Origin of the sequence: Alteromonas sp. KC3, from assembly GCF_016756315.1 — a bacterium.
Classification (GTDB): domain Bacteria; phylum Pseudomonadota; class Gammaproteobacteria; order Enterobacterales; family Alteromonadaceae; genus Alteromonas.
Window position 1 is genome coordinate 1,714,430 of the sequence record NZ_AP024235.1, and the last position, 26,999, is coordinate 1,741,428.

Sequence of the window (26,999 nt, forward strand, 5' to 3'; positions counted from 1 at the left end):
AGAGATGAAAGAGAACTTTTTCGTTATTGCACGTGAGCCTGGAGCTCAAAACCCTGCTATTCCTACATGGGCCGCGAAACGCGACAATGCCTTTTTACTTGATTCAGTAGACGCTGGAAAAAGCGTAAATTTTGACGCGGATTCAAGCGAGGCTAATGCAAAAGCAGACCAAGGCCTCTTGGCAACACGCAATGATATCGCTGAAGTGCCAGGTGCATACCAATTGCTCAATGTTTTCAGTGAGGCCGAGTGCCGCCGCTTTATCGAAACATCTGAAGCGTTGGGCTTTCTGAAAGATGCCGCGGTCTCGCTTCCTCGCGAGATTCGTCATAACGACAATGTAACAATTGTGGTTGACGATGCGACAGAGCGACGTATATGGCAACGCGTATCTGCGCTGGCAGAGCAACACTTGTCGATATTTGATGGTAAAAAACCGCTAGGTATTAATACTCGGTTTCGTTTTTATCGCTATCAAGAAGGTGATTATTTTAAATTTCATATTGATGGGGATTGGCCAGGATCAAAAGTTGTTGGCAATAATTTGGTCACCAATGCTTACTCAGACAGATACAGCAAAATGACATTTCTTATTTTGCTCAACGATGATTTCGAGGGGGGTGAAACACAATTTCTTGTCAATGCAGATAAGCCGGGTGAGCCTGCTCGACGCGGCGACAAGCAAGCTCATATAAATGTTAGAACACCTACTGGAGGAGTACTTTTATTTCCTCACGGGCGACATCCTTTACACTGTTTACACAGCTCAACGCCAATAACCAAAGGCGTTAAGTACATTATACGTACCGATATGCTATTCGAACTTTAAGGGAGACTCGGGGTAGTTACAAAAATGCTACTCATTGTATTAGTGCTAAGACTCCCTAATATCATACACAGGCGCGATGTTTGGCAACATCAACCATAAAATGCCTCAGCTATTAATCGATTTGGAGAAAACAAATGTCAGTTAAATTAAATGCAGGTGATGCATTTCCGTCTATTGAAGTAACAGACAGTGAAGGTAATCAAGTTACCTTAGGTCAACCACGTGATGGCTTTACGTGGCAAGCGGTTTTTGTATACCGCGGTCGTCACTGCCCGTTGTGTACTCGTTATCTAAACCAGCTTGCAGAATACAAAGAGCATTTTGCGCAAGCTGGTGTTGATATTATTGCCGTGTCGGCTGATTCTGAAGCGCAAATGCGTCAGCAGTTAACCCAAGTATCGGTAAATTTCCCTGTCGCCTACGGCTTAACAGAAGCGCAAATGAAGGCGCTTGGTGTCTACATCTCAATACCGCGCTCTGAGCAAGAAACCGATCATAATTTTGCCGAGCCAGGCTTGTTTGTGGTGAATGAGCAAGGCAACCTGCATGTTGTCGATATTTCTAATAACCCATTTGTCAGACCCGAACTTGGCGCCCTGGCAAATGGTTTAAATTGGATACGAGACCCAAACAATAACTACCCAATTAGAGGTACATTTGCTTATTAAAAAGTGTGCTGTAAACGTCAACGCTTAGAACGTATAGCCGGCGTAGTACCAAAGCGAGCGATAGGCATAGCCTGAAGTTCGCTTTGGTCTGCTATTTATTGCAGTGACGATAACACATCCTTTATCTCTACACGCACTTCGTCAATGGCTGCAACGACGGTTGTCGCTGACGATTCTGTAGTTGGAAGCATTTCCCAGTTTTTTCCCCATCTGATTTTCAATGCATTTGCCTTGCTCTCAACCTTGGGGTCGATAAGAACGCTCAGGTCGGAAATTAATCCCACTTGCACCCAGCCCTCTCTTGGGTTTCCTTTTATAGAGTCTTGGTCGTAGTGTGCGGCAAATACATTGCGTTCTAGTTCCGCTAGCGCTTTAAGTACTTCAAATGACGCAGTACGCACATTGTTGTTACTCTCAGACACTTCCATGCGCCATGCGTTATACGAAAAGCCAATAACAGCAAACAGTAGGCTAACGACCGCTGTAAAATAATAGCCTTTGAGTTTGGCGAGTTCTCTCATAACTTTTTCCGTTACCACTGTGTATTTATCAAACAAAATCAAATAATAAAAAGCCAGCTTACGCTGGCTTTATTGACTTATAGTATGGCACTTTGCTTTTCGAGGCTAGTGCTCCTTCTTACACACATTTACTTGGTATCGGCGCCTATTTGTCTGCCTTAATACCATGGAAGGTGCAGTGCAACACTGGCAAAATAAGCAGCGTGAGTACTGTTGCAACCGTTAAGCCAAATACTATTACTACCGCCATAGATGCAAAGAACGCATCGGAAAACAGCGGGATCATCCCCAAAATGGTAGTAATTGCTGCCATAGAAACCGGTCGTACACGTGATACTGAAGCGTTGATAACAGCAGTAAATGCATCACCATCACCCCTTGATTGCACGTTTATTTCTTCCATCAGTACAATACCATTTTTAAGCACCATTCCAATTAGGCTTAAACTGCCTAACAGAGCCATGAAGGTAAATGGCGCGCCAACAAGTACTAAACCGCCAATAATACCGATGGTGGTAAGAGGGATAACCCCCCAAATGGCCAGTGCTTGTCGCAATTTACCAAACAGCAATACGGTAATAATAAACATGCCGATAATGCCAATTGGCATGCTAGCGAAAAGCGCTTTTTGTGCATCGCGAGACGTTTCATATTCGCCGCCCCATTCAATGCTATAACCGTCTGGTAGCGTTAGTTCATCTACCAATGGGCGTACTTTGGCTTGCACGCTAGCGGCCGTTTCACCCGATAAAGGCAAAGGTTCGGCATAGACAGCTAACATCCTTACTCTATTTCGGCGTTTAATAATCGGGTTGTCCAGGCTTACGTCAACATTACTGATTACATCGGCCATGCTGATGTATTTACCTTGTTCTTGGCTCCACACATTAAGCGACGCAAGGTTGTCTATGTCGTAGCGCTGGTTAGGGTCATTACGCATGACAATGGGTATTAAGTCGCTGCCTTCGCGATATAAGCCAACGCTTTGTCCCTCGTTGTTGAGTAAGAATGCCGTGTGAACTGCATCTCTGGTAACGCCAATTCGGCGAGCTTGCTCTTCAAGAAAAACAGGCTCCACAAAAGGAACCTTGTTGCTCCAAGATAGCCGTACGCTGTCCATAGTTTGCTCAGCGTTAAAAATGGCTTCGATATCGCTGCTTATTTCCCGCAGAACCTCTGGCTCTGGGCCATAAATGCGCGCTTCTATTGCTGCTTTGGCAGAAGGTCCAACTTGTAATGCTTTTACTTTGTATTGCACGTTAGGGAAATCTTCTCTAACGAGCTCAATGATTTCGCGCATGCGCGCATCACGTGATTCAACTGTATTGGTTTCAACAATTAGCTGGCCGTAACTGGCGTATCTGTCTTCCGGGGCATAGGTAAGGGTTAGTCGTTGTGCGCCACCTCCAATTACGCTGGTAACGTTAGCAATGTTTTCCATCTGCATAACGCGATTTTCTAAACGACGTATAGACTGCTCAGTGGTAAGAACATCGCTACCCTCAGGTAGCCACAAATCAACAAAGAAAAGCGGGGTTGAGGAGTCGGGGAAGAAGGCATTTTTAACAAATTTGCTAGAGGCAACACCTCCCACTAATGCCAGAAGTACGATGACAATAGTGATGTACCTAAAATTAATGGCCGCCGTTAAAAAGCGCTTGTAAACGGTAAATATGAACCCCTTGTAAGGGTCATCATCTTCACTGGTTCCTCGTTCTTTTTCAGTTTTGAATAACAAATCGAAAAAGAAAGGCGTAATAGTGAGTGCTGTTATCCAGCTTAAAAATAGTGAGAAGCAAAGCACCCAGAACAGCGAACCAACAAATTCGCCAGTGGCATCAGGTGACAGCCCTATAGGCGCAAAAGCGGTAATGGCTATAACGGTTGCACCTAAAAGGGGGAGCCCGTTTTGCGACACAACATCTTTCGCTGCTTGCAGTTTGGTTTGCCCCTTGCGAACGCCAATAAGCATTCCTTCTGTAACCACAATTGCGTTATCAACTAACATACCCAACGCAATAATAAGGGCACCAAGGGAGATTTTTTGAAGCTCAATGCCTTTTATGGACATCAGAATAAAGGTACCTAGGATGGTAAGTACCAAAATGAGCCCCATCAATACGCCGCTTCGCCAGCCCATAAACAAGAGCAATACAAAGATAACAATGGCGACAGCTTCTACTAGGTTAATGAGAAACCCTGTGACAGAGTCATCGACTACCGTAGGTTGGTTGTAAACAGTCGTTAATTCCATGCCAAGAGGCATGCGCGCTTCTAGTTCAGCTATTTTTGCCTCAAGGCGTTTACCGACATCCACTACGTTAACCGCTGACGCAAATGATACACCAATGGAAAGGGCAGGTGCGCCGCCACTGTGATACAAAATAGAGGGGGTATCATTAAGCGTACGCTCAATGGTGGCAATATCAGTGAGCCTTATCAATCCGCTTGCGGGCGAGCCAATAACCACTTGACCAAGGGCGTCTAAGTTGTCGAATTCGCCGGTGGGCTGAATAGAAAGTCGTTTGCCTTGAACTTTAATAGAGCCCGCATTTCCCACGATATTTTGTGCTGTCAAAAGTCCTGCAATGGCTTCGGTGGATACATTCAAGGCTTTCATCTTGTCGTGGTCTAGTGAAACAATAATTTGCTCGTTAACCGTGCCGGCAATAGAAATCTTTTTCACCCCTTCTACAAGCTGAATTTCTCGCTGCATTAAATCAGCAAAGTCTTCCATTTGTTTTAGCGTATAGTCTTCGCTTCTAAGGGTCATCAACAGACCAAAGACATCGCCAAAATCATCGTTTACGATAGACGTGCTGGTGCCTGGGGGGAGGGTTGCCTGGGCATCACCTATTTTTCGTCGTAGATTATCCCAATATTGTTCTAGATCTTTTTCTTGAACACTGCTTTCAAGTTCAACGGTTATTTGAGACGAGCCAACCATGTTGACCGAACTTACCCGTTTAACGTTGGGTATGCGCTGAATCGCTTTCTCTAATTGAAGGGTAACTTCTTCTTCAACCTGCTCCGGTGTTGCCCCGGGGTATTGCGTAATAACCAGCGCGTTTCTAATGGTGAATTCAGGGAACTCTAACTGCCCCAACCCAAGGAAAGTGACAATGCCACCTAGTCCAAGGATGATAGCCACCATCCAGCTAATAACTTTTTGGCGAAAGAAATACTCGACCATGACTACAGGCCTCCTTCTTTCGTCCACTCCGTAACTTGCTGTCCATCTTTCACAAGATGGGCACCGGCTGCGACAATTCTGTCATCATCGTTTAACGGACCCTCTACTAATAAGCCGTTAGAGATACCTCGCGTGATCATGACTTCAACTGGCTCCACAGTGCCTTTTTGGCCATTATCACCCTCTGGTTTGAAGCGCCATACAATGGCTTTGTCAGGTTCAGCATTGTCGGTAACCACCGCGCCAAAAGGCACTAACCACAATTTCGCATCTGATTCTATGAGCTTTGACATATCAAGTAGGACGGTAGCACTCATCCCCGCCAGAACATTGATATCCTCTGGTTCCGGTAGCGTAAGGGTAACTTCATAGCTCAGTTCGCCTTGGCGAGTGGTACTTTCATGATCTTTATACATTGCACCATAGCGCTTTTCTGGCATTCCAGAGAATGTCACCCAAGCAATTTCAGAACTACGGTTTGCTTTTGCTCTTGAGCGGTCAATCATACGCATTTTTTGTTCAGGTAGTTGAAATGTCACATCAATTGCCCCTGGCATATGAAGTTCAGCAATGGTTTGCTGCGGCACAACCACTTGGTAATTTTCAACAGGGACAGATGCTATAAGCCCTGCAAACGGAGCGCGAAGTTCGGTATAGCTAAGCTGATCTTCTGCGTTGGTTAAACTGGCTTTGGCGGACAAAAAATTGGCTTTTGCTTCATCGAAGGTAGAGCGACTTACAGCACCTTTTTCTACCGATGCTTCCATGCGCTTAAACATGGCAGATGTCACATCGAATTGAGATTGAGCAGTTGCCAGTTGTGCTTTTGCATCGCGGTCGTCTAAGCGCGCAATAAGTTGATTTTCTTTGACTTCTTCACCCGCTTTGACCAGCAGCTCTTGCAGCTTTCCACCAACTCGAAAAGATAAGTTTGAGTATTCTGCCGCTTCAACCTGACCGGGAAACTTAGCAATAGTTTCATCTGAATGCTGCACCTTGTACAAAGTGACCGGTGTTGAAGATACGGCCTTAGGTGGAGCAGGTGCATCATCACAAGCACTTAAGCCACAAAGAACAACAATGGCGAAACCTATAGATGTTACGGTATTTGGGAAACTACCCTTAAAAAGCGGCATGATAACTCTCCGTATTGGTGATGTGTGTAATTGCTGCAAAGCAACACGCAAAAGCATAGTGTAATTACAGTTATAGCGTTTAGCGGTGGTTTCGATCAGCTTTTTATATGCAAACTTCAAAATATGTGCGTTACCTTATTTATTGTCAGGCATTTCATCGTGCTCAAGTTTTTCAGCGTAGCCTTTAGGCGGCGGCGTCCAACCGCGCATTTTTGAGTGTTTGTCATGCAAATCTGCTTTCAGTGCATTTTCAATTAACGTTTCGAGTTCAATAAATAGTTTTAGGTAGTTATTGTCAACGCGTTCACCGCTCGCATCGTCAATCCACGCGTGATACAGCACATCGTTTTGTTGGTCTTCAATATTCTTATAGGCCATTTTTTGGCGTTCAGCATGGAAGGGGTGAATATTCAGCGAACGCAGTGCTTCTGCGCCCATTTCCAGTGCGGAATGATATGTTTCTGACACAACATAGTCAGCACCCAGCTGGCGCAATCGATATCCGTGACCGCGGTCGAATGCGCGAGCAAGTACCTTAACATTGGGGTAGGCATGCTTGGCGTACTTTACCATTTCGGCAGCCGTGTCTTTATCATCGATGGCGATAACCAACAAAGAGGCGTCATGAGCACCTGCTGTGTGCAAAATATCCGGCTTAGATGCATCACCAAAATAAGCTTTTGTACCAACACGCCTAATCAGATCAATTTGTTCTGAGCGAATATCAAGGACCACGGTTTTTACATCATTGGCCACCAGTAAGCGGTTAATAATTTGACCAAAGCGCCCTATACCCGCAATTACAACCGAGCCTTGTTCTTCTATGGTGTCTTGTTCACGTTCTGTTTTACTGCCTTTATAGCGAGGCATAATGGCCTTGTCGAACAAGATGAAAAGCCCAGGGGTTAAGAACATAGAAATGGCGACAACCAAAGACAGAACAGAAATAATATCACTGGGTAGTACATAGTTTTGCGATGCAAAACTTAACAATACAAAGCCAAATTCCCCCGCTTGTGCCAAACTAAGTGTAAATAGCCATTTGTTGCTATCGCGCAACTTAAATACGACGGCAATTACATACAGTACTATGGCTTTTATCAGCATAACCACAAGAGTAAGACCTGCAATCAATGCTGCGTTGTCCGACAGAACCCCAAAATTAATGCCTGCACCGACTGTGATAAAAAAGAGTCCAAGCAGCAGCCCTTTGAAAGGCTCAATGTTTGCCTCCAATTCGTGCCTAAACTCGCTATTGGCAAGTACAACGCCCGCTAAGAAGGCGCCTAGAGCAGGGGAGAGGCCTACCAAACCCATCAGTGCGGCAATACCGATAATAAGCATCAGTGCCGTTGCCGTGAAAATTTCACGTAAATTTGATGAAGCGACAAATTTGAATAAGGGGCGGCTTAGGTAGTGACCGCCCACGGTGACAAAGGCGACAGAGCCAATGATGACTAAGCCGTAGCCCCACGGCGGAAGCCCCTCTACTAAGCTCAAGCTATCGTGGCTTTCGCCGCCTGCTCCGTGCTCTGCTGCACTTGATGCCAGTTCAGGAATAGCCAGCAGCGGAATTAGTGCTAGCATAGGGATGACGGCGATATCTTGAAACAAGAGTACCGAAAACGCGCTTTTGCCTCCCTCGGTTTGCTGTAACCCTTTTTCTTGAAAGGTTTGCAGTACAATAGCGGTAGAGGATAAAGCAAAAATGAGCCCTATTGTCAGAGATATCCCAAAGGGCTGACCCAGTGCAATTGCGGCGGCGGTTATTAGCGCCGCAGTCAGTCCAAGCTGTAACCCACCTAGGCCTAGAAGCTTGGACTTCATGGCCCACAAAGACCGGGGTTCAAGTTCTAAACCGACCAAGAATAGCATCATCACCACACCAAATTCGGCGAAGTGTTGAATGGTTGTAGTTTCGTCACCTACAAGTCCGAATACCGGGCCAATGATTAGACCTGCAATTAAATAGCCTAGAACTGAGCCAAGCCCTAGTCGCTTGGCGATGGGAACGGCAATAACAGCAGCTACGAGATAAATAAATGCATAAAGAAAATAGCCTGTCATCTTACTCTCCTGACTGCGTGCACAAATCGGCTAGGTTTTCGATGTTCATTGCTTTTTCCATATTCAGTTCGCCTTTGACGAGTTTATTTAGCAATGTCGTCCATTTTCGACGATGCTCGCTAATACGGTGTTCTTCTTGCGCGGTGCGAGAGCCAAATAACGCAAAAGGCGCAAGATAGGTCATATGGGTAATGCTTGCCATTTGTTCAAGGGGTTGGAGAAGTTGACGGATAGTGAAATGATTAAAGCCATCAGTTTGATACGCTTCTTCTTTGCCACCAGCGCTTATGGCACACAAAAACTGTTTACCTTTAAGTGCCGTACCTTCGTGTCCATAGGCAAAACCATATTCAAGCACGAGATCTTGCCATTCTTTTAAAATTGACGGCGTTGAGTACCAATATAATGGGTACAGAAAAATAATGATGTCGTGATCGATAAGCCGCTGTTGTTCGCGTTCTATATCAATATTGAAATCGGGATACTCGGCATACAAGTCTACAGCGGTGACATGCTTGTTAGCTTGTGCATCTGAAAAAAGTGGAACGTTAACTTCAGAGCGTGTCTGCGCAGGGTGAGCAAAAAGCACTAAAACCTTTTTACTGTTCTTATTTTCATCAATGTCGCTATTTTTATCGCTATTCATACACGTTTTCCAGGCGAGCTTAGAGCTACTTTTGTTTTTTATTTCAGAAGTTTAGTTGATGTTAAATCAATTTCGAATTTCTATTTCTTCAAAGTTATAAGGTTACCAAAGTTTATTAGGTTGAAAAAAGTTACTTGATTACCATTATACACCCACGGATGAAAATAATGGATTTGACGGAACGTTACTTCAACACTTTGCTAAGAACAGTATAACCATGAAAACACACCTTAAAACACTCGCAGTTGCACTATCAGCAGTTTCTTCTTTAATGACATTCTCCGCGTCTGCACTTCCACAAGGCAGCGAACTTAAAGTTGGCGGTGCGGTATGGAACGTATTTGACGAAGCCGATCGTTACGCAGTGCATACTGCTTATATCCATAAACCATTACAGAATTACTACGGTTTGCGTCCTACCGTGTTACTTGTTACCGCAGACGAAGGTCAGCACTACTTTGCTGCTGGTGTTGCAAAAGATGTTTACCAGCAGGGGGACTTCACTGTGCGTGTAGCATTTCACGCCGGTATAGTAGATGAATCAGAAGAGTTAGGTGACTCTATCGAATTTTACTCTTCGCTGTCTGGCCTCTATCGATTAAACGAACGCGTTTCACTTGAAGCTGAAATTGGCCATATTTCAAATGGTGGCCTTGGCGACATTAATCCGGGTTCTGAATCATTTGTCTTAAGTGCACACTATCATTTTTAATCATCATTACGCTTCGGCGTTGTTTAAAAACCGCGCAAATGCGCGGTTTTTATTTGGCCACTGTTTAATTATGATTGGCTGGGGCAGGGGGCTCCCGCGTCAATCCAAAGAGTCATTGCATTGCCAAAGTCTTCGTGGGTGCCCGGTGCTGGCGTGCGCCCTGGACCTGGCGCCCAAGCCCATCGAACGAGTGGGTCGTCTTTAACGTGATGTTCAAACTCTTTTTTGAAGGTTTTCATATCATTACGTCCACCCCGCTGTGCCAAAAATGAATTAAGCTGCGGATTTAACCAGTTATTACACAGCTGCACGGGCGTTACGTCTCGCGCAATAATCATGGTGGGTGGCGGCATATGCCACACGAAACCAGGCATCAGGTCGTTTGCCGCGCCAGGTGCGCGACCTGGTTCGTCCGCATTTTCATCTTGGTGACAACCACGACAATTAACAGGGTTAGTTTCACCTACCTGAACAAATTTTCCATCTTGGACAGCCATCTTAAGGTTATTAATGGAAGTGATGTTCATTGGATGGTGCGTACGGTTATCGCCAACAGTTGGGCGGTGTGCACCGTTTTCAACCACACCGTGACAGTTCACACACCGTGGGCTGGTGGCCACATCAAACAGGTATGCAAATGCGGTCTCGGCATTCGGTTTTGATTTATAGGCCGTATAGGCAGTGGTAATTGTTGCTACATCCTTTGGTAGGGGCTCGCTGCTAGCTTTTGTCACACTAGCGTTATTTGTGCACCCTGTTACTGACATTGCCAATAGTGCTACAACACTTGTCAGACTTATCATCAGCCCTGACTTAAATGATATCTTCATTGTGAACACTCCTTATGCTTTTAGCGCATCGGTAACATGCGAGGCCAGCATTGGCAGGTGACGAAGTCGTACGCCAACGGCATCAAATACAGCGTTGCCCACAGCGGGCGCAACACCGATAACGCCGGGTTCACCAAGCCCAACCGGAAACTCGTCACTCTCAACAAACTCAATATCCATTTCTGGTACGTCGTTCATACGAAGTGGTAAGTAGGTATGCAGGTTTTTCTTGGCTACATAGCCGTCTTTTATCTCGTTGTGCTCAAACAGTGCAAGGCTGGTGCCCCAAAGCAGCGAGCCTTCCATTTGTGCCATTGCACCATCGGGGTGAACGACAATGCCCGCATCGGCCACTACCCACAGTTTTTTCAATGTAATTTTGCCAGAGCGCTTATCAACGTGAACGTGAGCAGCAGTTGCTATCCATGCCGGCATGGTTCGTTCCTGTCCCGCCGTTACGCTGTAGCCAATACCTTCATTGTCACCAAGCGTTACACCCGCGGTTTTTTTCTTGAGTAGTTCAAGAGTATTAGCAAGTCGCTTAGCGCCGCCTACACTTTCTGGCGCTTTACCTGCTTGTTTACCCTTGCCATCTAACATAGCAAGACGGAAGTCCACAGGATTCTGTTTTGTTTCATGAGCAATTTCGTCGATAAAGCTCTCTAAGCCCCAAACAATCCAACCTTGGCCGACAGAGCGCAACCAACCCGGAGTGAAGGTGTCTTGCGCGACTTTGTTGTTGATAACGCGAGCTCGGTGATGCTCCATGGTGTACCAGTGATCGGCACCTGATGCTGAAAATGGGTCAACCTTGCCTTTGCCATCAACACCGTCAGGCATAAAGCCTGGCGCCATTGCCAAGGTAGGCCAACCAGCCGCTAGCGCATGTTCCATACCAGTAAATTTGCCCGACTCATCAAATGAGGCATTAAATAGTGATGTAGATGCTGAGCGAGGCTGATCAAACATAGTATCGTCAGGACGCATAAACAACATTTTCACAGGCTGGCCCGCAGCCTTAGCGGTCAATAGTGCCGGAATTATCCAGTCACCAAATAAACGACGTCCAAAACCACCACCCAAATAGTACTGATGGATAACTACATCGGCCTCTGGCACTTCAGCGGCTTTTGCTACAGTAGGAAGGGTAAGGCTTTGCCACTGATTGCCCGTATGAATGTGCCACTTGCCTTCTTTAAATTCAGCAATGGCATTTAGCGGTTCTAATTGAAAGTGGCTCGCTGTAGCGGTGGTATACATTGCTTCAATACTGCTAGCCGCATTTTCTTGTGCTAGTGCAACATTGCCTTCATCAACAAAAAGTGTCCCTTCACTGCGGTCGCGACAAATGCGCTCGCCTTCTTTTTGAATATCGGCTTCGCTAACATTTGCTGTCTTACCTGCGTTGTAACTTACTTTAACTTTATCAACCGCTTTTATGGCAGTTGGATAGTCGTTGGCAAGAACGGCAACCCATCCTTCGACAGTACCTGAAGGGTCGGTCAATATTTTAAAACCTTTATAACCAGGAAGTGATTTGGCTTGGCTGTCGTCAACATTAGTGACTGTGCTTCCATAACGTGTTGGGGGCAAGATAGGGCGTGCGTACAACATGTTTTCGACTTCAACATCAATGCCGTATACGGCGCTACCGTTAGTCTTAGGCGGTATGTCTAACGCTTTATAATCGTTGCCTATACCGATGAGGTGACGTTTGTTCCCAGGTTTAATAGCGAGTGCACCTAATTCATCGGCGGAATAGGTTTTATCCACATTTCCTTTTGCAACAATATCTCCGTAACTAATTTTCTGGTTACCAGAAACAATGAAGCCTCGTTGTGCTTTGCAGCTTGATGGGGCGACGCCAAGCAGTGTTGCGCCAGCGTTTATAAGCACGTGGCGACCAGCGGCTCCCGCCTGAGACATGGGCTTATAGGTTTGGAAAATGGACCATGATCCTCCTGTGACCATGTAGCCCCATTTGGGGTCGGTATCTACATGCACTATAGACACTTTGTCCCAGTCGCATTCTAGTTCGTCTGCCAGAATACGAGCAATAGCCGTACCCACATGTTGCCCCATTTCGGCTTTGGCAATGTTCACCACTACATTTCCTGCAGTGTCCATTTCAAACCACACATTGGGCGAGAACGTTTTGCTTGATAACGCCTCTTTGGCTGACAAAACTGAAGGAATGGCTGACGCGCCAAACGCCATCAGCAGTGTTGTATTTACCGTACCCACCATAAACGAACGACGAGAAAGGTTTATATTGTCTTTTTTCGCTTGGCTTAAAGATTTTATGCTCATGCGTTTTCTCCCTCAGACGTGGCACGTGGGTCAAAGATTTCTACCGTATTAGTAGAAGCGCGCTTTATGGCCTTTTTAATGCGTACATATGCCATGCAGCGACAGTAGTTAGTGCTCATGTGATTCACGATATCTTGGTCACTTGGACTAGGGTTTCTATCAAGAAGCGTCGCTGCCTGCATGATTTGCCCCGACTGACAGTAGCCACATTGCGGCACTTGTTCTTCTACCCATGCTTTTTGAAGAGGGTGCTCATTGTTAAAGCTTTCAATGGTATTTACGACTTTTCCCTTAACCAAAGAAACAGGATAGGAGCATGAGCGAACGGCATTGCCTTCAACATGAACCGTACAGGCACCACACATAGCAACACCACAGCCAAATTTCGTACCTTTTAAACCAAATTCGTCTCTTATCACCCATACGAGAGGGGTATCTTGTGCGGCATCGGTGCGCACTGTTTTTCCGTTTAACGTAAATTCAATCATGGTATTATTCACCGTGTGATTAGTTGGTTAGTGATGCTCTCGCCAAGGAAATACTTGGAGTGAACGGTCTGTTTTGCCTGCGTGAATATTGTTATTATTAAGGTCAAAAATAGTCTTGATACTGCTGTTTTCATTGTGTAGATCGAAAGTGATGAACACCAAGATGTGGGTTTCGCCAATTGCGTAGTGGAAGGAAACCCTAGACAGGCCCTAAGGCAGTGTTTAAGAAACAGAAAATCACCATTGTTGTGATTTCTTTGAAGTGTCTTTCTGGTGCGCGGTATTGGTCCAAAACTGATCAAGTAATGTGTGTTGTTGAACACTAATTTACACATTGATTGACTCCGAGGTGTTCGGTGGAACCTTGACCACTAAGTGTAGACTAATTAGTAAGTGCTCAAAGTTACAGCTCGAGAAAGACTTGTGGTATAGTTTAGTTACCTTGTTCAGCAAAGCAATTAGTATACTTTTAGTTACTACCGCTTTTTCTAGAGGAAAATAATGAAAAGTGAAATAAAAACAGACGCTAAGGGTAAAAAAACAGTTTTAAATACTTGTGATGAACCATGCGCCATTGAGCGTGGAATGCGTTTAATTGGTGGGAAATGGACAGGGTCCATTATTTATCATTTGAAAGATGAGCCGGTACGCTTTAACGACCTTTGTCGGATGTTAGGCGGTGCCAGTAGAAAGATGGTCGATCAGCGGCTTAAAGAGCTAGAAAACAATGGTATGGTTTCGCGTAATGTCATTGAAACGCGGCCAATTGCGGTGGCCTATAGCCTCACTGATTTTGGGCGTTCGGCCCTTGATATCCTTGAACAGTTACGCATATGGTCAGAAAGCCACAGCGAGGATAATGCAGCATAGCGCTTTCTAGAAAAGACACAGTAGGGGCTCTAAATAAAAGAAGCATAAAAATGCCCCTTTTATCTTAAATGACGAAGTCGTTATGCAGTTTTTGGTAGTCGTACGACGCTGTCAATTAAGCCTTCTGAGGCACGTTGAAAAGAAGTAAAATGTGGCGTTGCTTCATGAGCATCAAGCACTTCTTGGTTTTGCCACTTTTCTGTGATCACAAAAAGTCCTGCCCCAGAGGCATGTAAGTCATACATTACCGCCCCTTCTTCTCGCTGGCTAGCTTCGACCAGTGGTTGCAAAATATTTGCAAGTGCCTCTGTTTGACCTTCTTTTGCCGACAATAGCACTGAAAATTCGACCATATAACTCGTTTCCAATTGTAAGGTTTAATATGTTTCGTTAGAAAGCAATGCTAGGTTATTCGCGAAGACTGCGTAACCAAAAAACGCTGGCTACGCAAATCTTTGCGTTAAAAGGCATGCGCTAGAAGGTGTTTTTGATATGTGCTTCAAAGCGTTTAAAGTCGTTTTCCACGTCAGCATTTTTCATTACGTCAAAAGCGGCGAATGTAGGAAGGGCCTCCATGCCGAAGAACCTAAAGTTCGCATGCATGGGGAACAAGAGGTCGTCTACGCTCTTACCTTGAAACAAATATTCACTGTCATCATTAAATGATTCTTCAGGTGCGTTAAAGGTGACTGACATCATGTACTTTTTCCCTTTTAGCGTGCCACCTGTGCCATAGCCTTTTTTAGGCTCATCAGCAGAGCGACCGTCTCCGTTACAGAGTGCTCCTCCCATTCCCGCTGTGTAGACTTCATCCATATATTTCTTAAAAGACCAAGGTACTCCCATCCAATTTATGGGCGATTGCAAAAGAATGATGTCTGCCCATTGGTGCAGTTCTAGCTGCTGCTGAACATCTACCTCATCAAGCATATTCACATGGCGAGTATCGTAGCCCTTTTGAGTTAAAAGTGAGGTTGCTTGATCAACTAAGCTACTGTTAAGACGACCTTCAGAAAAAGGGTAATATTGATGCGCATTAATAATTAAGACGTTTTTCATAAAAACTCCACATTGGTATTTATTGTGGTTTATTTTAGTGACTTAGTTAATATAATCAATTAGTGTATTTTTAGTAACTACTGTGTTTTTATTTAAACGCGCATTAAAAGGTAAATGATCGACGCTCTAATCCTTTTTCCTATTTTTACGCCTTATTGCAGGTTTATGCTTACGCTGTACTAATATATAGACTAGAGTGTAAATGCTACCTCTGCGGGATTCTTATCTTTCCCTAATTCGCACGCTGAGCGTGTGATTCAATAAACAACATATGAGGCGACGGAATGCAGTTGTTACACTGGGCGGTGTCCCATGTTTGAAAAGACTTTTCATTATTGTGCTGTCGGCTTAGCGCATGTCGGCTTAGATGGCGCGTTTATTCGTGTAAACAAAAAGCTATGCGAGTTTCTTGGGTATCCAAAAGAAAAGCTTACTCAATTAACGTTTCAAGAGTTAACCGCTCCTCAATACTTGCAGGAAGATTTGATTTATCTTGAACGCTTGCTAAAGGGAGAAATCGAAAACTACGCCATAGAGAAACAATATGTCCGCAGTGACGGTCAACTGGTGTGGGGTAAACTTACTGTCTCACTTGTACGCGATTTACAAGACAACCCAGAATATTTTATTTCTGTAGTGGAAGATATTGATGATAAAAAGCGAATTGAAACTGAGTTATTCAAGGTAGATGCGCTTTTCAGCAAAATTGTCAGTGCGTTTTCTGAGCGTACTTTTATTTGGGTTGCTACGCCTGATTTAGATAAATTGCACTACGTCAACGATGGCTATAACAATATTTATGGGAGAAATGAGTACGAATTGTACTGCAGCCCAGTTTCATTTATTGATCACATTCACGAGGATGATCGAGCGCGCGTAGCGAAGGTATTTAGTAAACGACCATTGCAAAACTGGGATCTTCAATATCGCATTATCGATGCTTCTGGAAATGTTAAGCATTTGCACGATAGAGGTAGTCTCATCTATGACGCCAGCGAACAGCAAACTTTGATTTTAGGCACGGCTGACGATATAACCAAAGAAAAAGCACAGCAGCATGCACTGATGAGTGCAGTGGCGAAGCTTGAAATGCTGTCTAAAACAGACTCTTTGACAGGGTTGGCAAATCGCCGTGAAATTTTCAGCCAGTTATCGAAAGAGATAAGCCGCATGGAGCGCGGGCAAAAGATTTCAACACTGGTCTTTGTTGACCTTAATAACTTTAAAACCATCAACGACGACTATGGTCACAAAGTGGGTGACATGGCATTGTCGCACTTTTCAAAAACAATGGAGTCGCTGTTACGTGATAGTGATAGGTTTGGGCGAATTGGTGGAGATGAGTTTGTCATTTTACTCTACGGTACCGATGAAGCTGAAACGCAAGCATTCTTTGAAAGACTAGAGCATAGCGAGTTCACACTCAGCCTAGGCGATGGAATATCTTTACCTATTGCTTTTAGTTTGGGCTGGGTTGAATGGAACTCTTCAATATCCTCCGTGCAGGAATGGCTGGACCTTGCTGACGAGGCAATGTATCAACAAAAAAGGGAGCACGGCTGCTCAGGAGAAATGGAGAGTGCTGGATAAACATTAAAGATTAGTATCGCGTCGCATGCACATGTGATCGCGACGCGATACTTTTAAACTAATTTTGTCTTGCCGCAAACCAATCTGCTAGCAACTGCCTTTCATCCTCTGTCATGCCTGTCTTATTTAAAAAAGGCATGTCTTTCGTAACAGAGGCCCGACGCACTATCTGGGGCGCAAAACGCTCAATATCTTCCCAAGAATCTAGCACTACCCCTACAGGAGCAACGCTAAAAATATCGTCAGTTGGGGTGCGTGAGTGGCAGCTTACACAATGGGTTTCAATAACGTTTGCTACTTGAGCATCAGTAATGGACACCGATTCTTTACTACCAACGGAGTGTGAATCTTTAGCGCTCATGCCTGCCGTTTCTTCGCTTAGTTGTATATCATTCACTGTGTTTTGTGGCATCGAAACCCAAAAGGTAATCGCTAGCATAGCAATAGCCCCAGTGACTAAAATACTCGGCTTTGTTTTACCAACATGCTTTAAATTAAAGAAATGTCGTATCCACGCAGCAGCTGCCATAATAGCAATTAACACTAGCCAGCTATGAGGATGCTGATAAGTCATAGGGTAGTGGTTTGAAATCATGATAAACAATAACGGCAGCGTAAAGTAGTTATTGTGCACAGAGCGCAACTTAGCACTCGCCCCCCATTTAGGGTCGATATCTTGCTTATTGGCGACAGCGGCTACCATTTTGCGTTGATTGGGCATGATATTGAAAAATACGTTACCTGCCATAATGGTCCCGATAAGAGCACCCACGTGAATGTAAGCTCCTCTTCCACTAAACCATTGCGTCGAAAGGTAGCTCGCTATGCAAACTAGTGCTATCAGGTATACCCCAAACGCAATAGGGTAGTTCGCCAATTTACTACGACAAGCAATCTCGTACAGCGTAAGGCCGCCAAAAATTACGCCTAGTCCCAGTGAAATAGCCATTGATGGTGATATTGGATTTACTGAAGGGTCAATGAGGTATGCCGAGGCACCGAAGTAGTAAACTATGATTAACAGAGCGAAACCTGACAACCATGTTGTATACGCTTCCCACTTAAACCAATGCAGCGTTTGAGGCATCTGTTCAGGGCCGTATGCATATTTCGCTACTTCGTAAAAACCGCCACCATGTATGGCCCACAGGTCACCCTTGATGCCTTTGTCCTGCTTCCATTTGGGCGGTGTGCGCAAGTTATTATCCAGCCAGATAAAATAGAAAGAAGCGCCAATCCATGCAACGCCTGCAACCACATGAAACCAACGAACAAAAAGACTTAACCAATCGAGCCACGGCATTATTATTCTCCTTTTTTACTGCAGCATTTTGTTGTCATAGCAACAGCGACCACTTACCCATGTTTGGGCAATTGCGCGGTCGTCGCCTAGAATACTTAAGGCAAAAAATACATCGTCGAACTCAGCATTATCTTGAATTCGAAGCATTGTTAATTCGTCAAACCTTGGCTCGACAATAATGAAATCAGCCGCTGAACCTGCATTAAGGTTTCCAATCTCATGATCAAGGTTGTGAGCGATTGCTGCCCCTTGAGTCATTAAATAAAACCCTTCTAGTGGGCTGATTGGCGCGTTCCGCAATTGGCTTACTTTATAGGCGTCACCATAGGTCTTAAACATATTAAACGTGGTGCCCGCACCTACGTCTGTGGCTAGAGCAACATGCACATTATTGGCTCGCGCTGCATTCATATCAAAAAGCCCGCTACCTAAAAACAAATTGGAAGTAGGGCAAAATGCGATACTTGCATTGGCTTCACCTAAACGCGCCCATTCATTAGGCGTCAGGTGTATACCATGACCAAAAACAGCTCTTTCGCGTACAAGATTAAACTTATCATATACGTCAAGATAACCTTCGGCCTTCGGGAACAAACTTTTAACCCACGCAATTTCATCAAGGTTTTCAGACAAGTGCGTTTGAATAAAAACATCGTCAAACTGTTGAGCTAGCTCACCTAATGCTGCAAGTTGTGCTTCAGTGCTCGTGGGCGCAAATCGTGGTGTGAGTGCATATCGATTACGGCCGTTGTTGTGCCATTTTTCAATCAGCGCGGCACATTCTTTTTGCGCTAAAACGGCCGTATCCTGTAGTGGAGCAGGACAGTTTCTGTCCATGCAAACTTTACCTGCGATCATTGCCATGTCGATACGACTGGCTTCATTAAATAAGGCATCACAGCTATCCTTGTGCACAGTGCTAAATACAAGGCCTGTCGTGGTACCATTTTTAAGCAGCTGGTTAATAAATACTTTTGCAATAGCGCTAGAATGAGCGTTATCAGCAAACTGCATTTCTGTTGGAAAAGTATAGTTTTCTAGCCAACTCAATAGCTGTTCACCGTAATGGGCAATGCTTTGGGTTTGTGGATAGTGTAAATGGCTGTCGATAAGTCCAGGTAATATCCACTTTCCCGAGAAATCAATAATACTTGCGCCGGGGTAACGCTTATTGATGGCATCAAAATGGCCCACATCAACAATGTGTTTTCCGTCTATCAATAAGCCACCGTCGTGATAAACATCGATGTCATTTGTAAATTCTGAAGTGTGCTTAGGAAAGTGCGCAATGCTTGCACGAAATAGCTGCATGTGTGTTAGCTGCCTCTGTAGCTGCTGTAACCAAAGGGAGAAATCAACAAGGGTACATGGTAGTGCCCACCGTTATTCTCAAGTTCAAATGTAATATCAATATACGGATAAAAACTCTTACCGTGATGTGTTTCCAAATAGTCCTTACAATGAAAACGTAACGTGTAAATACCGGCTACAAAACCTTCTTTACTGTTCATGGCCCACTGATTAAATCGACCATCGCTGTCGGTTATGCCCTCGAATGATTCGCCGTTTGGTGTGGTTAACGTAAGCACAATTCCCTGTGCAGGTTTGCCTAAGGTTGTATCTAATACATGGCTAGAGAGTGTGTTCATCATCTCGTCCTTATTTATTCACGCGAGCGCTTTGTTAATTCGTAAAAGCGTTATTTTTATTTGTTCAGCTGCCGCATTTGTTATTTCTTGCGCAGTAGAGTTGGGAAGTCGCTTTTGTAGCTCGCTTAACATTACATCGGCTGAAAGACCCGTAGCGCAAATAATGAAAATAAAGCCGTGTTTATCCAAATACGCTTGGTTGGCTTCTTTAAGCTCATTGAGCGTAGCCTCAGATGCGACAGCAGTACCTGACTGCTCGTTGGCTGCTATTGCTTTTGTGTTGGCAAATTTCTCGCGCAGCGTATTCATGTCACCAATCATAGGATGGGCTCTAAACGCTTCTAAATAGTCTTGTTCTGCGCATTTCGCCCATGCTGTTTTTGCTGCTCCCTCAATATCCTTTAAATCGGAAAAAGGGCGCGCATTGGTCATACTGTAAATCCAAGTTCTCGACGCACAGCATTGTTCGAACCATTTGCTAGCCTGCTGGTTATCTAAATTGTTGAGTTCATTCAACGTCATAGAAATGTTCCTTCTCTTCACATTCGTGGTGCGGCAATGGCGCCAAATCCGAGTGGTTTTTTTGGTGTAGTCGCGCGATTATTTGAGCAGATATGGAAACGGCCACTTCAATGGGTAACTTACCAGGTATGTCGGTATTGCCGATAGGCGTATGAAGTCTCGATAGTGCTGCTTTATCGAATCCGCGGTTTGTTAGCTTTGTAATAAAGCGTTTTGCTTTTGTTTGAGAGCCAATTAACCCAACAAATGGCAGGGAAGGGTACGCAAGTGCTTTCTCGGCAATGCGATAGTCGAGCTGGTGGTCATGTGTTAAAACAATTAACCAGCTGTTATCTGGCAGGCTAGTAACTTCTGATTCAGGCTCATCTTCAACGACTTGTGTCACGTTAGCTGGCAAGTTATCTGGGAACTGTGCATCTCTACTATCTATCCACGAAATTCTCACAGGAAGCTGCGCTAAGATAGGGATTAATGCTTTTGCTACGTGACCTGCACCAAATACAGCAATGTGTTGCTGATGAACATTACAAACATCAAACAATACTTTCACCGCGCCACCACAGCATTGCCCTAGCGAACTACTTAAAGGGTAACTGTGAAGCTGTGTGCAAGGCTTTCCTGCCGCAAGGTAGTTTCTTGCGCGCTTAATTGCGTCGAACTCTAAATGCCCACCGCCAATCGTATCAATTGACGCACTTGCGGTTACCACCATTTTACTGCCTTGCTCGCGGGGGGTTGACCCCGCCGCGGTGACAACGGTTACCAGTACATACGATTCGTTTTGCTGTTGGCAACGAGCAATGCCCTCGTACCATGTTTGAGGTCGATAGGAGTTACTACTCATCGCGCTTTTCTCACCCCTTCGCTACATTGCAAACTTTGCACCTTGCCAAGAGCGTCGAGTATCCGCTCTGGTGTGGCTGGCGTATCAAGCTGGGGGTCTTGTGTGTATCCCGACAAACTTGATATGGCATCTTTTAACGCGCACCACACAGAAATTGCTAACATAAATGGCGGCTCACCCACGGCTTTAGAGTGATAAATACTGTCTTCCTCATTTTTTCGCCCAAAAAGAGACACATTAAAATGCGGTGGTGTATCGCCAATGGCAGGGATCTTATAGGTCGCCATGTTTTCACTAATTAATTTGCCGTCTTTGTTCCACTTCAGGTCCTCGGTGGTTAACCATCCCATGCCTTGAATAAACGCGCCTTCAATTTGGCCAATATCAATGGCAGGGTTTAGACTTTTTCCAACGTCATGAATAATGTCGACTTTATCGACGGTGTATTCTCCTGTTAGGGTATCAATTGAGACTTCGCTCATTGAAACACCGTAAGCGAAATAAAAGAAAGGACGCCCTTCGCCAGTATCGCGGTTATATTGAAGTTTTGGCGTTTTATAGAAACCACTTGCAGAAAGCGATACGCGTTCAAAATAGGCAGTCTGTACTAAATCTGAAAATGCGATACAGTGCTCTCCTAGTACTAATTGTCCATCGACAAATACTACGCTATGGGCATTTTCAGGCTGGCCAACTGATTGAGCGAAGCATGATGCAAGACGCTCTTTTAGTATCAAACACGCATTTTGTACCGCTTTACCATTAAGATCCGTACCACTTGATGCCGCTGTGGGTGACGTATTGGGTACTTTATCAGTACGGGTGGATGTCACTTCAATCATATCAAGGCCCACACCAAACTCGTTCGCCGCAATTTGGCCAATTTTGGTATGTAGTCCCTGACCCATTTCAGTACCACCGTGGTTTACCTGAATACTGCCATCAGTATAAATATGAACAAGTGCACCTGCTTGGTTTAGGTGTTTTGCCGTGAACGAAATTCCAAATTTAACAGGCGTTAACGCCAATCCTTTCTTAATGATGGGGCTCGTACGATTGAACTGAGTAATTGCCTCACGGCGCTGCCAGTACTGCGCGTTAGTTTCGAGTTCGTCGATCATTTCAGGCAGTAAGTTGTGCTCTACTTCCATGCCATAAGGTGTCGTGGTACCTGTGCTTGGTCCGTACAGGTTGCGCTTTCTCACTGATAGGGGGTCAACACCTAACGCACGTGCTACTTTATCCATCATGGCTTCTGCCATTATCATGCCCTGTGGGCCGCCAAAGCCTCGATAGGCGGTGTGCGATACCATATTGGTCTGTAGCCGGTGACCAACAATGTCGCTAACACCTAAAAAATAACCGTTATCGGCATGAAACATCGCTCTATCGACAATGGCATCAGAAAGATCAGGCGAGTGGCCACAAATACCGTTAATCTCCATGCGTGTCGCTTCAATCTTGCCAGTACTATCAAACGCAACTTCAAAGTGGTTTTCAAAAGGGTGCCGTTTACCTGTGACATGCATGTCAGTAAAACGAGGAAGACGCAGTTTCACGGCACATTTGTTTCGTGATGCAAGGAGTGCCGCAATACAAGCCCATTGTGCTGCTTGGGTTTCTTTGCCGCCAAAACCCCCGCCCATTCGTCGCATATCAACCATAACGCGATGCAGTTTCACGTTGAGTACTTCAGCCACCAGTTTTTGAACCTCACTGGGGTGCTGGCTAGAAGTGTATATTTTCATACGATCTTCTTCATCAGGAATGGCAAGGCTGACCTGACCTTCCAGGTACATATGTTCTTGGCCACCAATACGAAGAGAGCCTTCTTCAGAATTAGTCGAATTGTCTAGTGTTGGTTGTACCTGCGTACTGTTTTGACCAAAACGGTGAGTAGGGCGCACAAACGTTTGCTGCTGGTGAGCGACATTAGCATTAAGAATAGGCGAGCTTTCCACCACATTTATTTGACCCTTCGTAGCGGCTTGTCGCGCTAACTGAACCGATGTGGCAAGTACAGCAAAAACGGGCTGGCCAAAAAATTTGATTTCTTTATTGGCAAGTAACGGGTCGCCCTCAAACACAGGGCCAATATCCTTGTGACCCGGCACGTCATCGATGGTTACAACATCTACTACACCTTCACTGGCGCGAACATCGTCCAAATTTAGTGATGATATCAGCCCTTTCGCACAGCTACTTAATCCCACTGCCGCGTAAAGCGTACCTTGGGGTTCAACGATATCGTCAACATAGTTTGCGCTGCCTTGTACTTGTCGAACAGCACTTTCATGTTTTGATGATACATGTACAACCGCGTTATCTTCAGTTGTTGTATTTGCAGTATCGATTAACTTACGCATGCTGCACCACCCGAGTCTCAATGTTGTTTTGCGTTTGATTTTCTAGCCAGAAGCGATGCCAAAGGTTCGCCAAAACCGTCTTACGATACTGTGCGCTTGCCCGTACGTCGTCGATAGGAGTGAAAGCATCAAAAAGAATTTGCTTACCTATGCTCATGGTTTCATGACTCGAAAACTGTTTGCCCGCTAACGCATTTTGTAATTCATTACATTGAACAGGCGTTGCGGCAACACCACCGAATCCACTCGTTACTGTGACAATCTTGCCTTCTTCAAGTGTGAGCTTGAATACTGCGCAAACTGCAGAAATATCATCTTCAAAGCGCTTAGATATTTTATATGCTGCGACTTGTTGCCTATCTTCCAACAGTGGTATTTCAATAGCTGAAATCCATTCGCCATAAGCAAGTTTTGTTTTTCTGTAGCCTTCAAAGAAGGTGTTAATGGGCACTGTGCGAATGTTCTCGCCATTATCAATATGCAATATTGCCTGTAATGCGAGTAGCAGAGGCGGCATGTCACCTATTGGCGATGCGTTTGCCACATTCCCACCTATAGTGGCTTGATTTCGAATGGGCAAAGAAGCAAAGCGTGTGATCAACTCAGCAGCTTGTGGGAAATGTCGCAATAGCAAAGGTGCCACATCATTGATAGGCAAGGCTGCACCAATTAGAAGAGAGCGCTCTGTTGTGGTGCATTGTTTTAGGGATTCAATGTGTGACAAGCTAATTAAGGTACTAACGTTCTTTAACTGTTGAGTAAATTGCAAACTTAAATCAGTACTGCCTGCGACGAGTTGTGCACTAGGGTATTGAGATATAGCGCTTTTTAGCGATTCGCGCGTGGTGGGCATGATGATATTAGTCGTACCTAGATTGTCCGCTTTTAAAGCGGTCAGGCGAGTTAGTGTTTCAGCCTCGCGCTGACTAAATTGGTCATTCGCCTGTTGTTCACACACCTTAAGCGTGGCGTCAATAATGGGGCGGTAGCCTGTGCAGCGACAAAGGTTACCAGAAAGTGCGTTTAAGACGTCGTCTCGGTTAGGTTTACTGTTGGTGTGATAAAGGGCAAACATAGACATTATAAAGCCCGGCGTACAGAAACCACACTGTGAACCATGATGATCAACCAATGCTTGTTGAACGGGATGCAATGTGTCGCCTGAACTTAAGTGTTCTACTAATAAAAGCTGTTTTCCATGGGCCGCGCTCATTAGCGTGATACAGCTATTTACCGTACGATAGTGTAAGGGCGTTGACGCGTCATTTGATGGCTCAACCAACACTACAGTGCATGCTCCGCAATCGCCAGCAGCGCACCCTTCTTTAGTACCAGTGTTTTTTCTATACTCGCGAATGTATTGCAGAAGAGTGAGATCGGCCCTCGCTTCATCTATTTCAACGATATCTTGATTAATAAGAAAGCGAATCATACTCACACCTTCCAGTTATTGTCTTTATTGTATTCATTAATATAGCTGTATTTATATCAAAAAAGTAGACCACATGGTCAATTTATTGCTTATAAAAAATGGCCTAAGCGATTAAGGCCATCATTTTCATGAATAAAAGTAAGCAAATTACGTGCGCGTTTTCACGAGGTACGAAAATTAAAATGAGTAATAGGCGAGTCCTCCTATGCTTGGTAGCAATTGGCAAAAATTTGGCAAAATTCATGCTAACGTAGCAATAGGAGTGGCGGCGCTAGCGTTGTATACTTTTGTAATGCGCGAGTTCTTGATATAAAGAAGCATCACGCTTCAATGCGCTTGCAAAACAAAATTGCAAAGGAATTTGAATAATAATGATAAAGGTAAAAAGCGCCGATGCTGGTGTGGGCGCTATGAATAGAAGAAAAATACTTCAGGCCGCGGAAAAGTGTTTTGCGCAGTTTGGCTTCAAGGGTACTGCGGTACAAAAAATTGCAGATGAAGCTGGCTTGCCAAAAACCAATGTTTTGTATTACTTCAAAACTAAGCAAGAGCTTTATGTGGCAGTACTCGAAGAAACCCTTTCACTGTGGAACTCTCACTTCGATAAAGCAACAGTACAAGACGATCCCGCAACGGTGCTTGCGACCTACATTGCCGAGAAAATGGAAGTCTCCAGAACGCATCCATTGGCATCAAAAATTTTCGCCATGGAGATTATAAACGGCGCTCAGAATTTAAGCGGTTACTTTGATGAAGAGCACGCTCTCTGGATGAAAGGGCGTCTTGAGCTTATTGAGGCGTGGGTTGAAGCGGGCAAGTTGCCCCCAGTGGAAGGTGAATATTTACTTTATACTATTTGGGCAAGTACGCAGCACTATGCTGACTTTTCAGCGCAAATTACTCGTCTACGTGGTAAGAAAATGACAAAAGCTGATTTCGAACAAGCGACTAAGCAAGTGGTAAAACTTGTGCTTGGCGGGTGCGGTTTATCAGTGCCTGTAGAGTATAGGGACTAATATGTCACAGGCTAACTATCCAAGAGATCTTATAGGTTATGGTCAACATATACCGCATGCTAAATGGCCTAATGATGCAAAAATTGCGGTGCAATTTGTTTTAAACTACGAAGAGGGTGGTGAGAACTGTGTATTGCATGGTGATGAAGCCTCTGAGGTGTTTCTTTCTGAAATAATCAATGCACAAGCATACAAAGATAGGCACTTAAGCATGGAGTCTATCTATGAATATGGCAGCAGAGCTGGATTTTGGCGTTTACATAAACTGCTTAACAAATTCGACATTCCCGTTACCGTTTTTGGCGTGACCATGGCAATGCAACGTCACCCTGAAGCGGTAAAAGCAATGATTGATTCAGGCTGGGAAATTGCCAGTCACGCCATGCGTTGGGTGCACTACCAAGACATGGATGAAGCACAAGAGCGCAAACAAATTGATGAAGCGATTATACTGCACGAACAACTCACTGGCAGTAAGCCTGTAGGGTGGTATACGGGGAGAACCAGCCCGAATACGTTAAAGTTAATTGCCGAGCGGGGCGACATACTTTACTGCGCTGATTCTTATGCAGATGACTTGCCTTACTACGATTGCCACTACAGCAAGCCGCTACTGATGGTACCTTACACTCTAGATACTAACGATATGCGTTTTGCGACGCCACAAGGGTTCAACAGTGGTGAGCAATTCTTTACTTATTTGAAAGATGCGTTTGATGTGCTGTATGAGGAAGGGGACACTTCACCTAAAATGTTGTCGATAGGTCTACATAATCGAATTATTGGTCGACCTGCTAGAATAGCGGCATTGAAGCGTTTTATTGAGTATGTAAAGTCTCACGATAAAGTATGGCTTGCAACACGAGAAGATATTGCCCGCCACTGGTTGAGTACTCATCCTATAGCCGATAGTGACAATATGTCGGTTTAGGATGTAGTCTAAGAAAA

At 44.8% G+C, this 26,999-nt stretch carries 24 protein-coding genes; 7 read left to right on the forward strand and 17 right to left on the reverse strand.

The genetic code is table 11. The features are described 5' to 3' along the window. The first annotated feature begins 4 nt into the window (after nucleotides 1-4). Nucleotides 5-829: a 2OG-Fe(II) oxygenase gene (locus tag JN178_RS07725; RefSeq protein ID WP_202265018.1), complete on the forward strand. Its 825-nt coding sequence runs from the start codon at nucleotides 5-7 to the stop codon at nucleotides 827-829. Between the two features lie 134 nt (nucleotides 830-963). Then, nucleotides 964-1,497 (forward strand): peroxiredoxin family protein, encoded by a 534-nt coding sequence (locus tag JN178_RS07730; RefSeq protein ID WP_202265020.1) that lies wholly within the window; start codon nucleotides 964-966, stop codon nucleotides 1,495-1,497. Between the two features lie 95 nt (nucleotides 1,498-1,592). On the opposite strand, the gene JN178_RS07735 is transcribed toward JN178_RS07730, so the two are convergent. From JN178_RS07735 to JN178_RS07755, 5 genes are all read right to left on the reverse strand, one after another. Further along, nucleotides 1,593-2,018 (reverse strand): hypothetical protein, encoded by a 426-nt coding sequence (locus JN178_RS07735; protein WP_202265022.1) that lies wholly within the window; start codon nucleotides 2,016-2,018, stop codon nucleotides 1,593-1,595. 145 nt (nucleotides 2,019-2,163) lie between these two features. After that, the gene (locus JN178_RS07740) at nucleotides 2,164-5,211 is read right to left on the reverse strand and encodes an efflux RND transporter permease subunit (protein WP_202265024.1); all 3,048 of its coding nucleotides are present in this window, start codon (nucleotides 5,209-5,211) and stop codon (nucleotides 2,164-2,166) included. A gap of 2 nt (nucleotides 5,212-5,213) precedes the next feature. Next, the gene (locus tag JN178_RS07745; RefSeq protein WP_202265026.1) at nucleotides 5,214-6,347 is read right to left on the reverse strand and encodes an efflux RND transporter periplasmic adaptor subunit; all 1,134 of its coding nucleotides are present in this window, start codon (nucleotides 6,345-6,347) and stop codon (nucleotides 5,214-5,216) included. Between the two features lie 135 nt (nucleotides 6,348-6,482). Further along, a complete protein-coding gene (locus JN178_RS07750) occupies nucleotides 6,483-8,414 on the reverse strand; it encodes a monovalent cation:proton antiporter-2 (CPA2) family protein (RefSeq protein WP_202265028.1) in 1,932 nt (643 codons plus the stop codon). Nucleotide 8,415: 1 nt separating this feature from the next. Continuing rightward, on the reverse strand, nucleotides 8,416-9,060 hold the full coding sequence (locus JN178_RS07755; protein ID WP_202265029.1) for an NAD(P)H-dependent oxidoreductase: 645 nt from the start codon (nucleotides 9,058-9,060) through the stop codon (nucleotides 8,416-8,418). 217 nt (nucleotides 9,061-9,277) lie between these two features. Between JN178_RS07755 and JN178_RS07760 the strand changes: the two genes are divergently transcribed. Continuing rightward, nucleotides 9,278-9,772, forward strand: coding sequence for an acyloxyacyl hydrolase (locus JN178_RS07760; RefSeq protein WP_202265030.1), 495 nt, complete (start codon nucleotides 9,278-9,280; stop codon nucleotides 9,770-9,772). Nucleotides 9,773-9,840: 68 nt separating this feature from the next. On the opposite strand, the gene JN178_RS07765 is transcribed toward JN178_RS07760, so the two are convergent. Genes JN178_RS07765 through JN178_RS07775 form a run of 3 tightly spaced genes read right to left on the reverse strand, consistent with a single transcriptional unit; the run spans nucleotide 9,841 to nucleotide 13,400 of the window. Further along, nucleotides 9,841-10,602 carry a hypothetical protein gene (locus JN178_RS07765; RefSeq protein WP_232369721.1) on the reverse strand — a complete coding sequence of 254 codons (762 nt, stop codon included), beginning with the start codon at nucleotides 10,600-10,602 and terminating at the stop codon, nucleotides 9,841-9,843. A 12-nt stretch (nucleotides 10,603-10,614) separates the two neighbouring features. Beyond that, complete coding sequence (locus JN178_RS07770) at nucleotides 10,615-12,912, reverse strand: xanthine dehydrogenase family protein molybdopterin-binding subunit (protein WP_202265031.1); 2,298 nt, start codon at nucleotides 12,910-12,912, stop codon at nucleotides 10,615-10,617. After that, entirely contained in the window at nucleotides 12,909-13,400 is a 492-nt protein-coding gene (locus JN178_RS07775) for a (2Fe-2S)-binding protein (protein WP_202265032.1), read from the reverse strand. Before JN178_RS07775 ends, JN178_RS07770 begins: the two co-directional genes overlap by 4 nt. Nucleotides 13,401-13,901: 501 nt before the next feature. Here JN178_RS07775 and JN178_RS07780 point away from each other — a divergent pair. Beyond that, nucleotides 13,902-14,270 carry a winged helix-turn-helix transcriptional regulator gene (locus JN178_RS07780; RefSeq protein WP_202265033.1) on the forward strand — a complete coding sequence of 123 codons (369 nt, stop codon included), beginning with the start codon at nucleotides 13,902-13,904 and terminating at the stop codon, nucleotides 14,268-14,270. Between the two features lie 80 nt (nucleotides 14,271-14,350). Here the strand turns inward: JN178_RS07780 and JN178_RS07785 are convergent, their stop codons facing one another. Together JN178_RS07785 and JN178_RS07790 are read right to left on the reverse strand one after the other, a co-directional pair. Continuing rightward, nucleotides 14,351-14,623, reverse strand: coding sequence for a putative quinol monooxygenase (locus JN178_RS07785; RefSeq protein WP_202265034.1), 273 nt, complete (start codon nucleotides 14,621-14,623; stop codon nucleotides 14,351-14,353). Nucleotides 14,624-14,744: 121 nt separating this feature from the next. Continuing rightward, nucleotides 14,745-15,329 carry an NAD(P)H-dependent oxidoreductase gene (locus JN178_RS07790; protein ID WP_202265035.1) on the reverse strand — a complete coding sequence of 195 codons (585 nt, stop codon included), beginning with the start codon at nucleotides 15,327-15,329 and terminating at the stop codon, nucleotides 14,745-14,747. Between the two features lie 312 nt (nucleotides 15,330-15,641). Between JN178_RS07790 and JN178_RS07795 the strand changes: the two genes are divergently transcribed. Continuing rightward, on the forward strand, nucleotides 15,642-16,919 hold the full coding sequence (locus JN178_RS07795; RefSeq protein ID WP_202265042.1) for a diguanylate cyclase: 1,278 nt from the start codon (nucleotides 15,642-15,644) through the stop codon (nucleotides 16,917-16,919). A gap of 58 nt (nucleotides 16,920-16,977) precedes the next feature. On the opposite strand, the gene JN178_RS07800 is transcribed toward JN178_RS07795, so the two are convergent. The 7 genes from JN178_RS07800 to xdhA are packed head-to-tail and all read right to left on the reverse strand — an operon-like array spanning nucleotide 16,978 to nucleotide 25,035. Next, on the reverse strand, nucleotides 16,978-18,222 hold the full coding sequence (locus JN178_RS07800) for a urate hydroxylase PuuD (RefSeq protein WP_202265044.1): 1,245 nt from the start codon (nucleotides 18,220-18,222) through the stop codon (nucleotides 16,978-16,980). A 15-nt stretch (nucleotides 18,223-18,237) separates the two neighbouring features. Further along, entirely contained in the window at nucleotides 18,238-19,533 is a 1,296-nt protein-coding gene (gene guaD / locus JN178_RS07805) for a guanine deaminase (protein ID WP_202265046.1), read from the reverse strand. Nucleotides 19,534-19,538: 5 nt separating this feature from the next. After that, the gene (uraH, locus tag JN178_RS07810) at nucleotides 19,539-19,871 is read right to left on the reverse strand and encodes a hydroxyisourate hydrolase (protein WP_202265048.1); all 333 of its coding nucleotides are present in this window, start codon (nucleotides 19,869-19,871) and stop codon (nucleotides 19,539-19,541) included. A gap of 18 nt (nucleotides 19,872-19,889) precedes the next feature. Continuing rightward, on the reverse strand, nucleotides 19,890-20,393 hold the full coding sequence (uraD, locus tag JN178_RS07815) for a 2-oxo-4-hydroxy-4-carboxy-5-ureidoimidazoline decarboxylase (RefSeq protein ID WP_202265050.1): 504 nt from the start codon (nucleotides 20,391-20,393) through the stop codon (nucleotides 19,890-19,892). Further along, nucleotides 20,380-21,237, reverse strand: coding sequence for a xanthine dehydrogenase accessory protein XdhC (gene xdhC, locus JN178_RS07820; protein WP_202265052.1), 858 nt, complete (start codon nucleotides 21,235-21,237; stop codon nucleotides 20,380-20,382). Before xdhC ends, uraD begins: the two co-directional genes overlap by 14 nt. Next, nucleotides 21,234-23,603: a xanthine dehydrogenase molybdopterin binding subunit gene (xdhB, locus tag JN178_RS07825; protein WP_202265054.1), complete on the reverse strand. Its 2,370-nt coding sequence runs from the start codon at nucleotides 23,601-23,603 to the stop codon at nucleotides 21,234-21,236. Before xdhB ends, xdhC begins: the two co-directional genes overlap by 4 nt. Continuing rightward, on the reverse strand, nucleotides 23,596-25,035 hold the full coding sequence (gene xdhA / locus JN178_RS07830; protein ID WP_202265056.1) for a xanthine dehydrogenase small subunit: 1,440 nt from the start codon (nucleotides 25,033-25,035) through the stop codon (nucleotides 23,596-23,598). The genes xdhB and xdhA overlap by 8 nt, the downstream gene beginning before the upstream one ends. Before the next feature lie 371 nt (nucleotides 25,036-25,406). On the opposite strand from xdhA, the gene JN178_RS07835 reads away from it, so the two are divergent. Further along, nucleotides 25,407-26,051 (forward strand): TetR/AcrR family transcriptional regulator, encoded by a 645-nt coding sequence (locus JN178_RS07835; RefSeq protein ID WP_202265058.1) that lies wholly within the window; start codon nucleotides 25,407-25,409, stop codon nucleotides 26,049-26,051. Between the two features lies 1 nt (nucleotide 26,052). After that, nucleotides 26,053-26,982 (forward strand): allantoinase PuuE, encoded by a 930-nt coding sequence (gene puuE, locus JN178_RS07840; protein WP_202265060.1) that lies wholly within the window; start codon nucleotides 26,053-26,055, stop codon nucleotides 26,980-26,982. The last annotated feature ends 17 nt before the right edge of the window (nucleotides 26,983-26,999 follow it).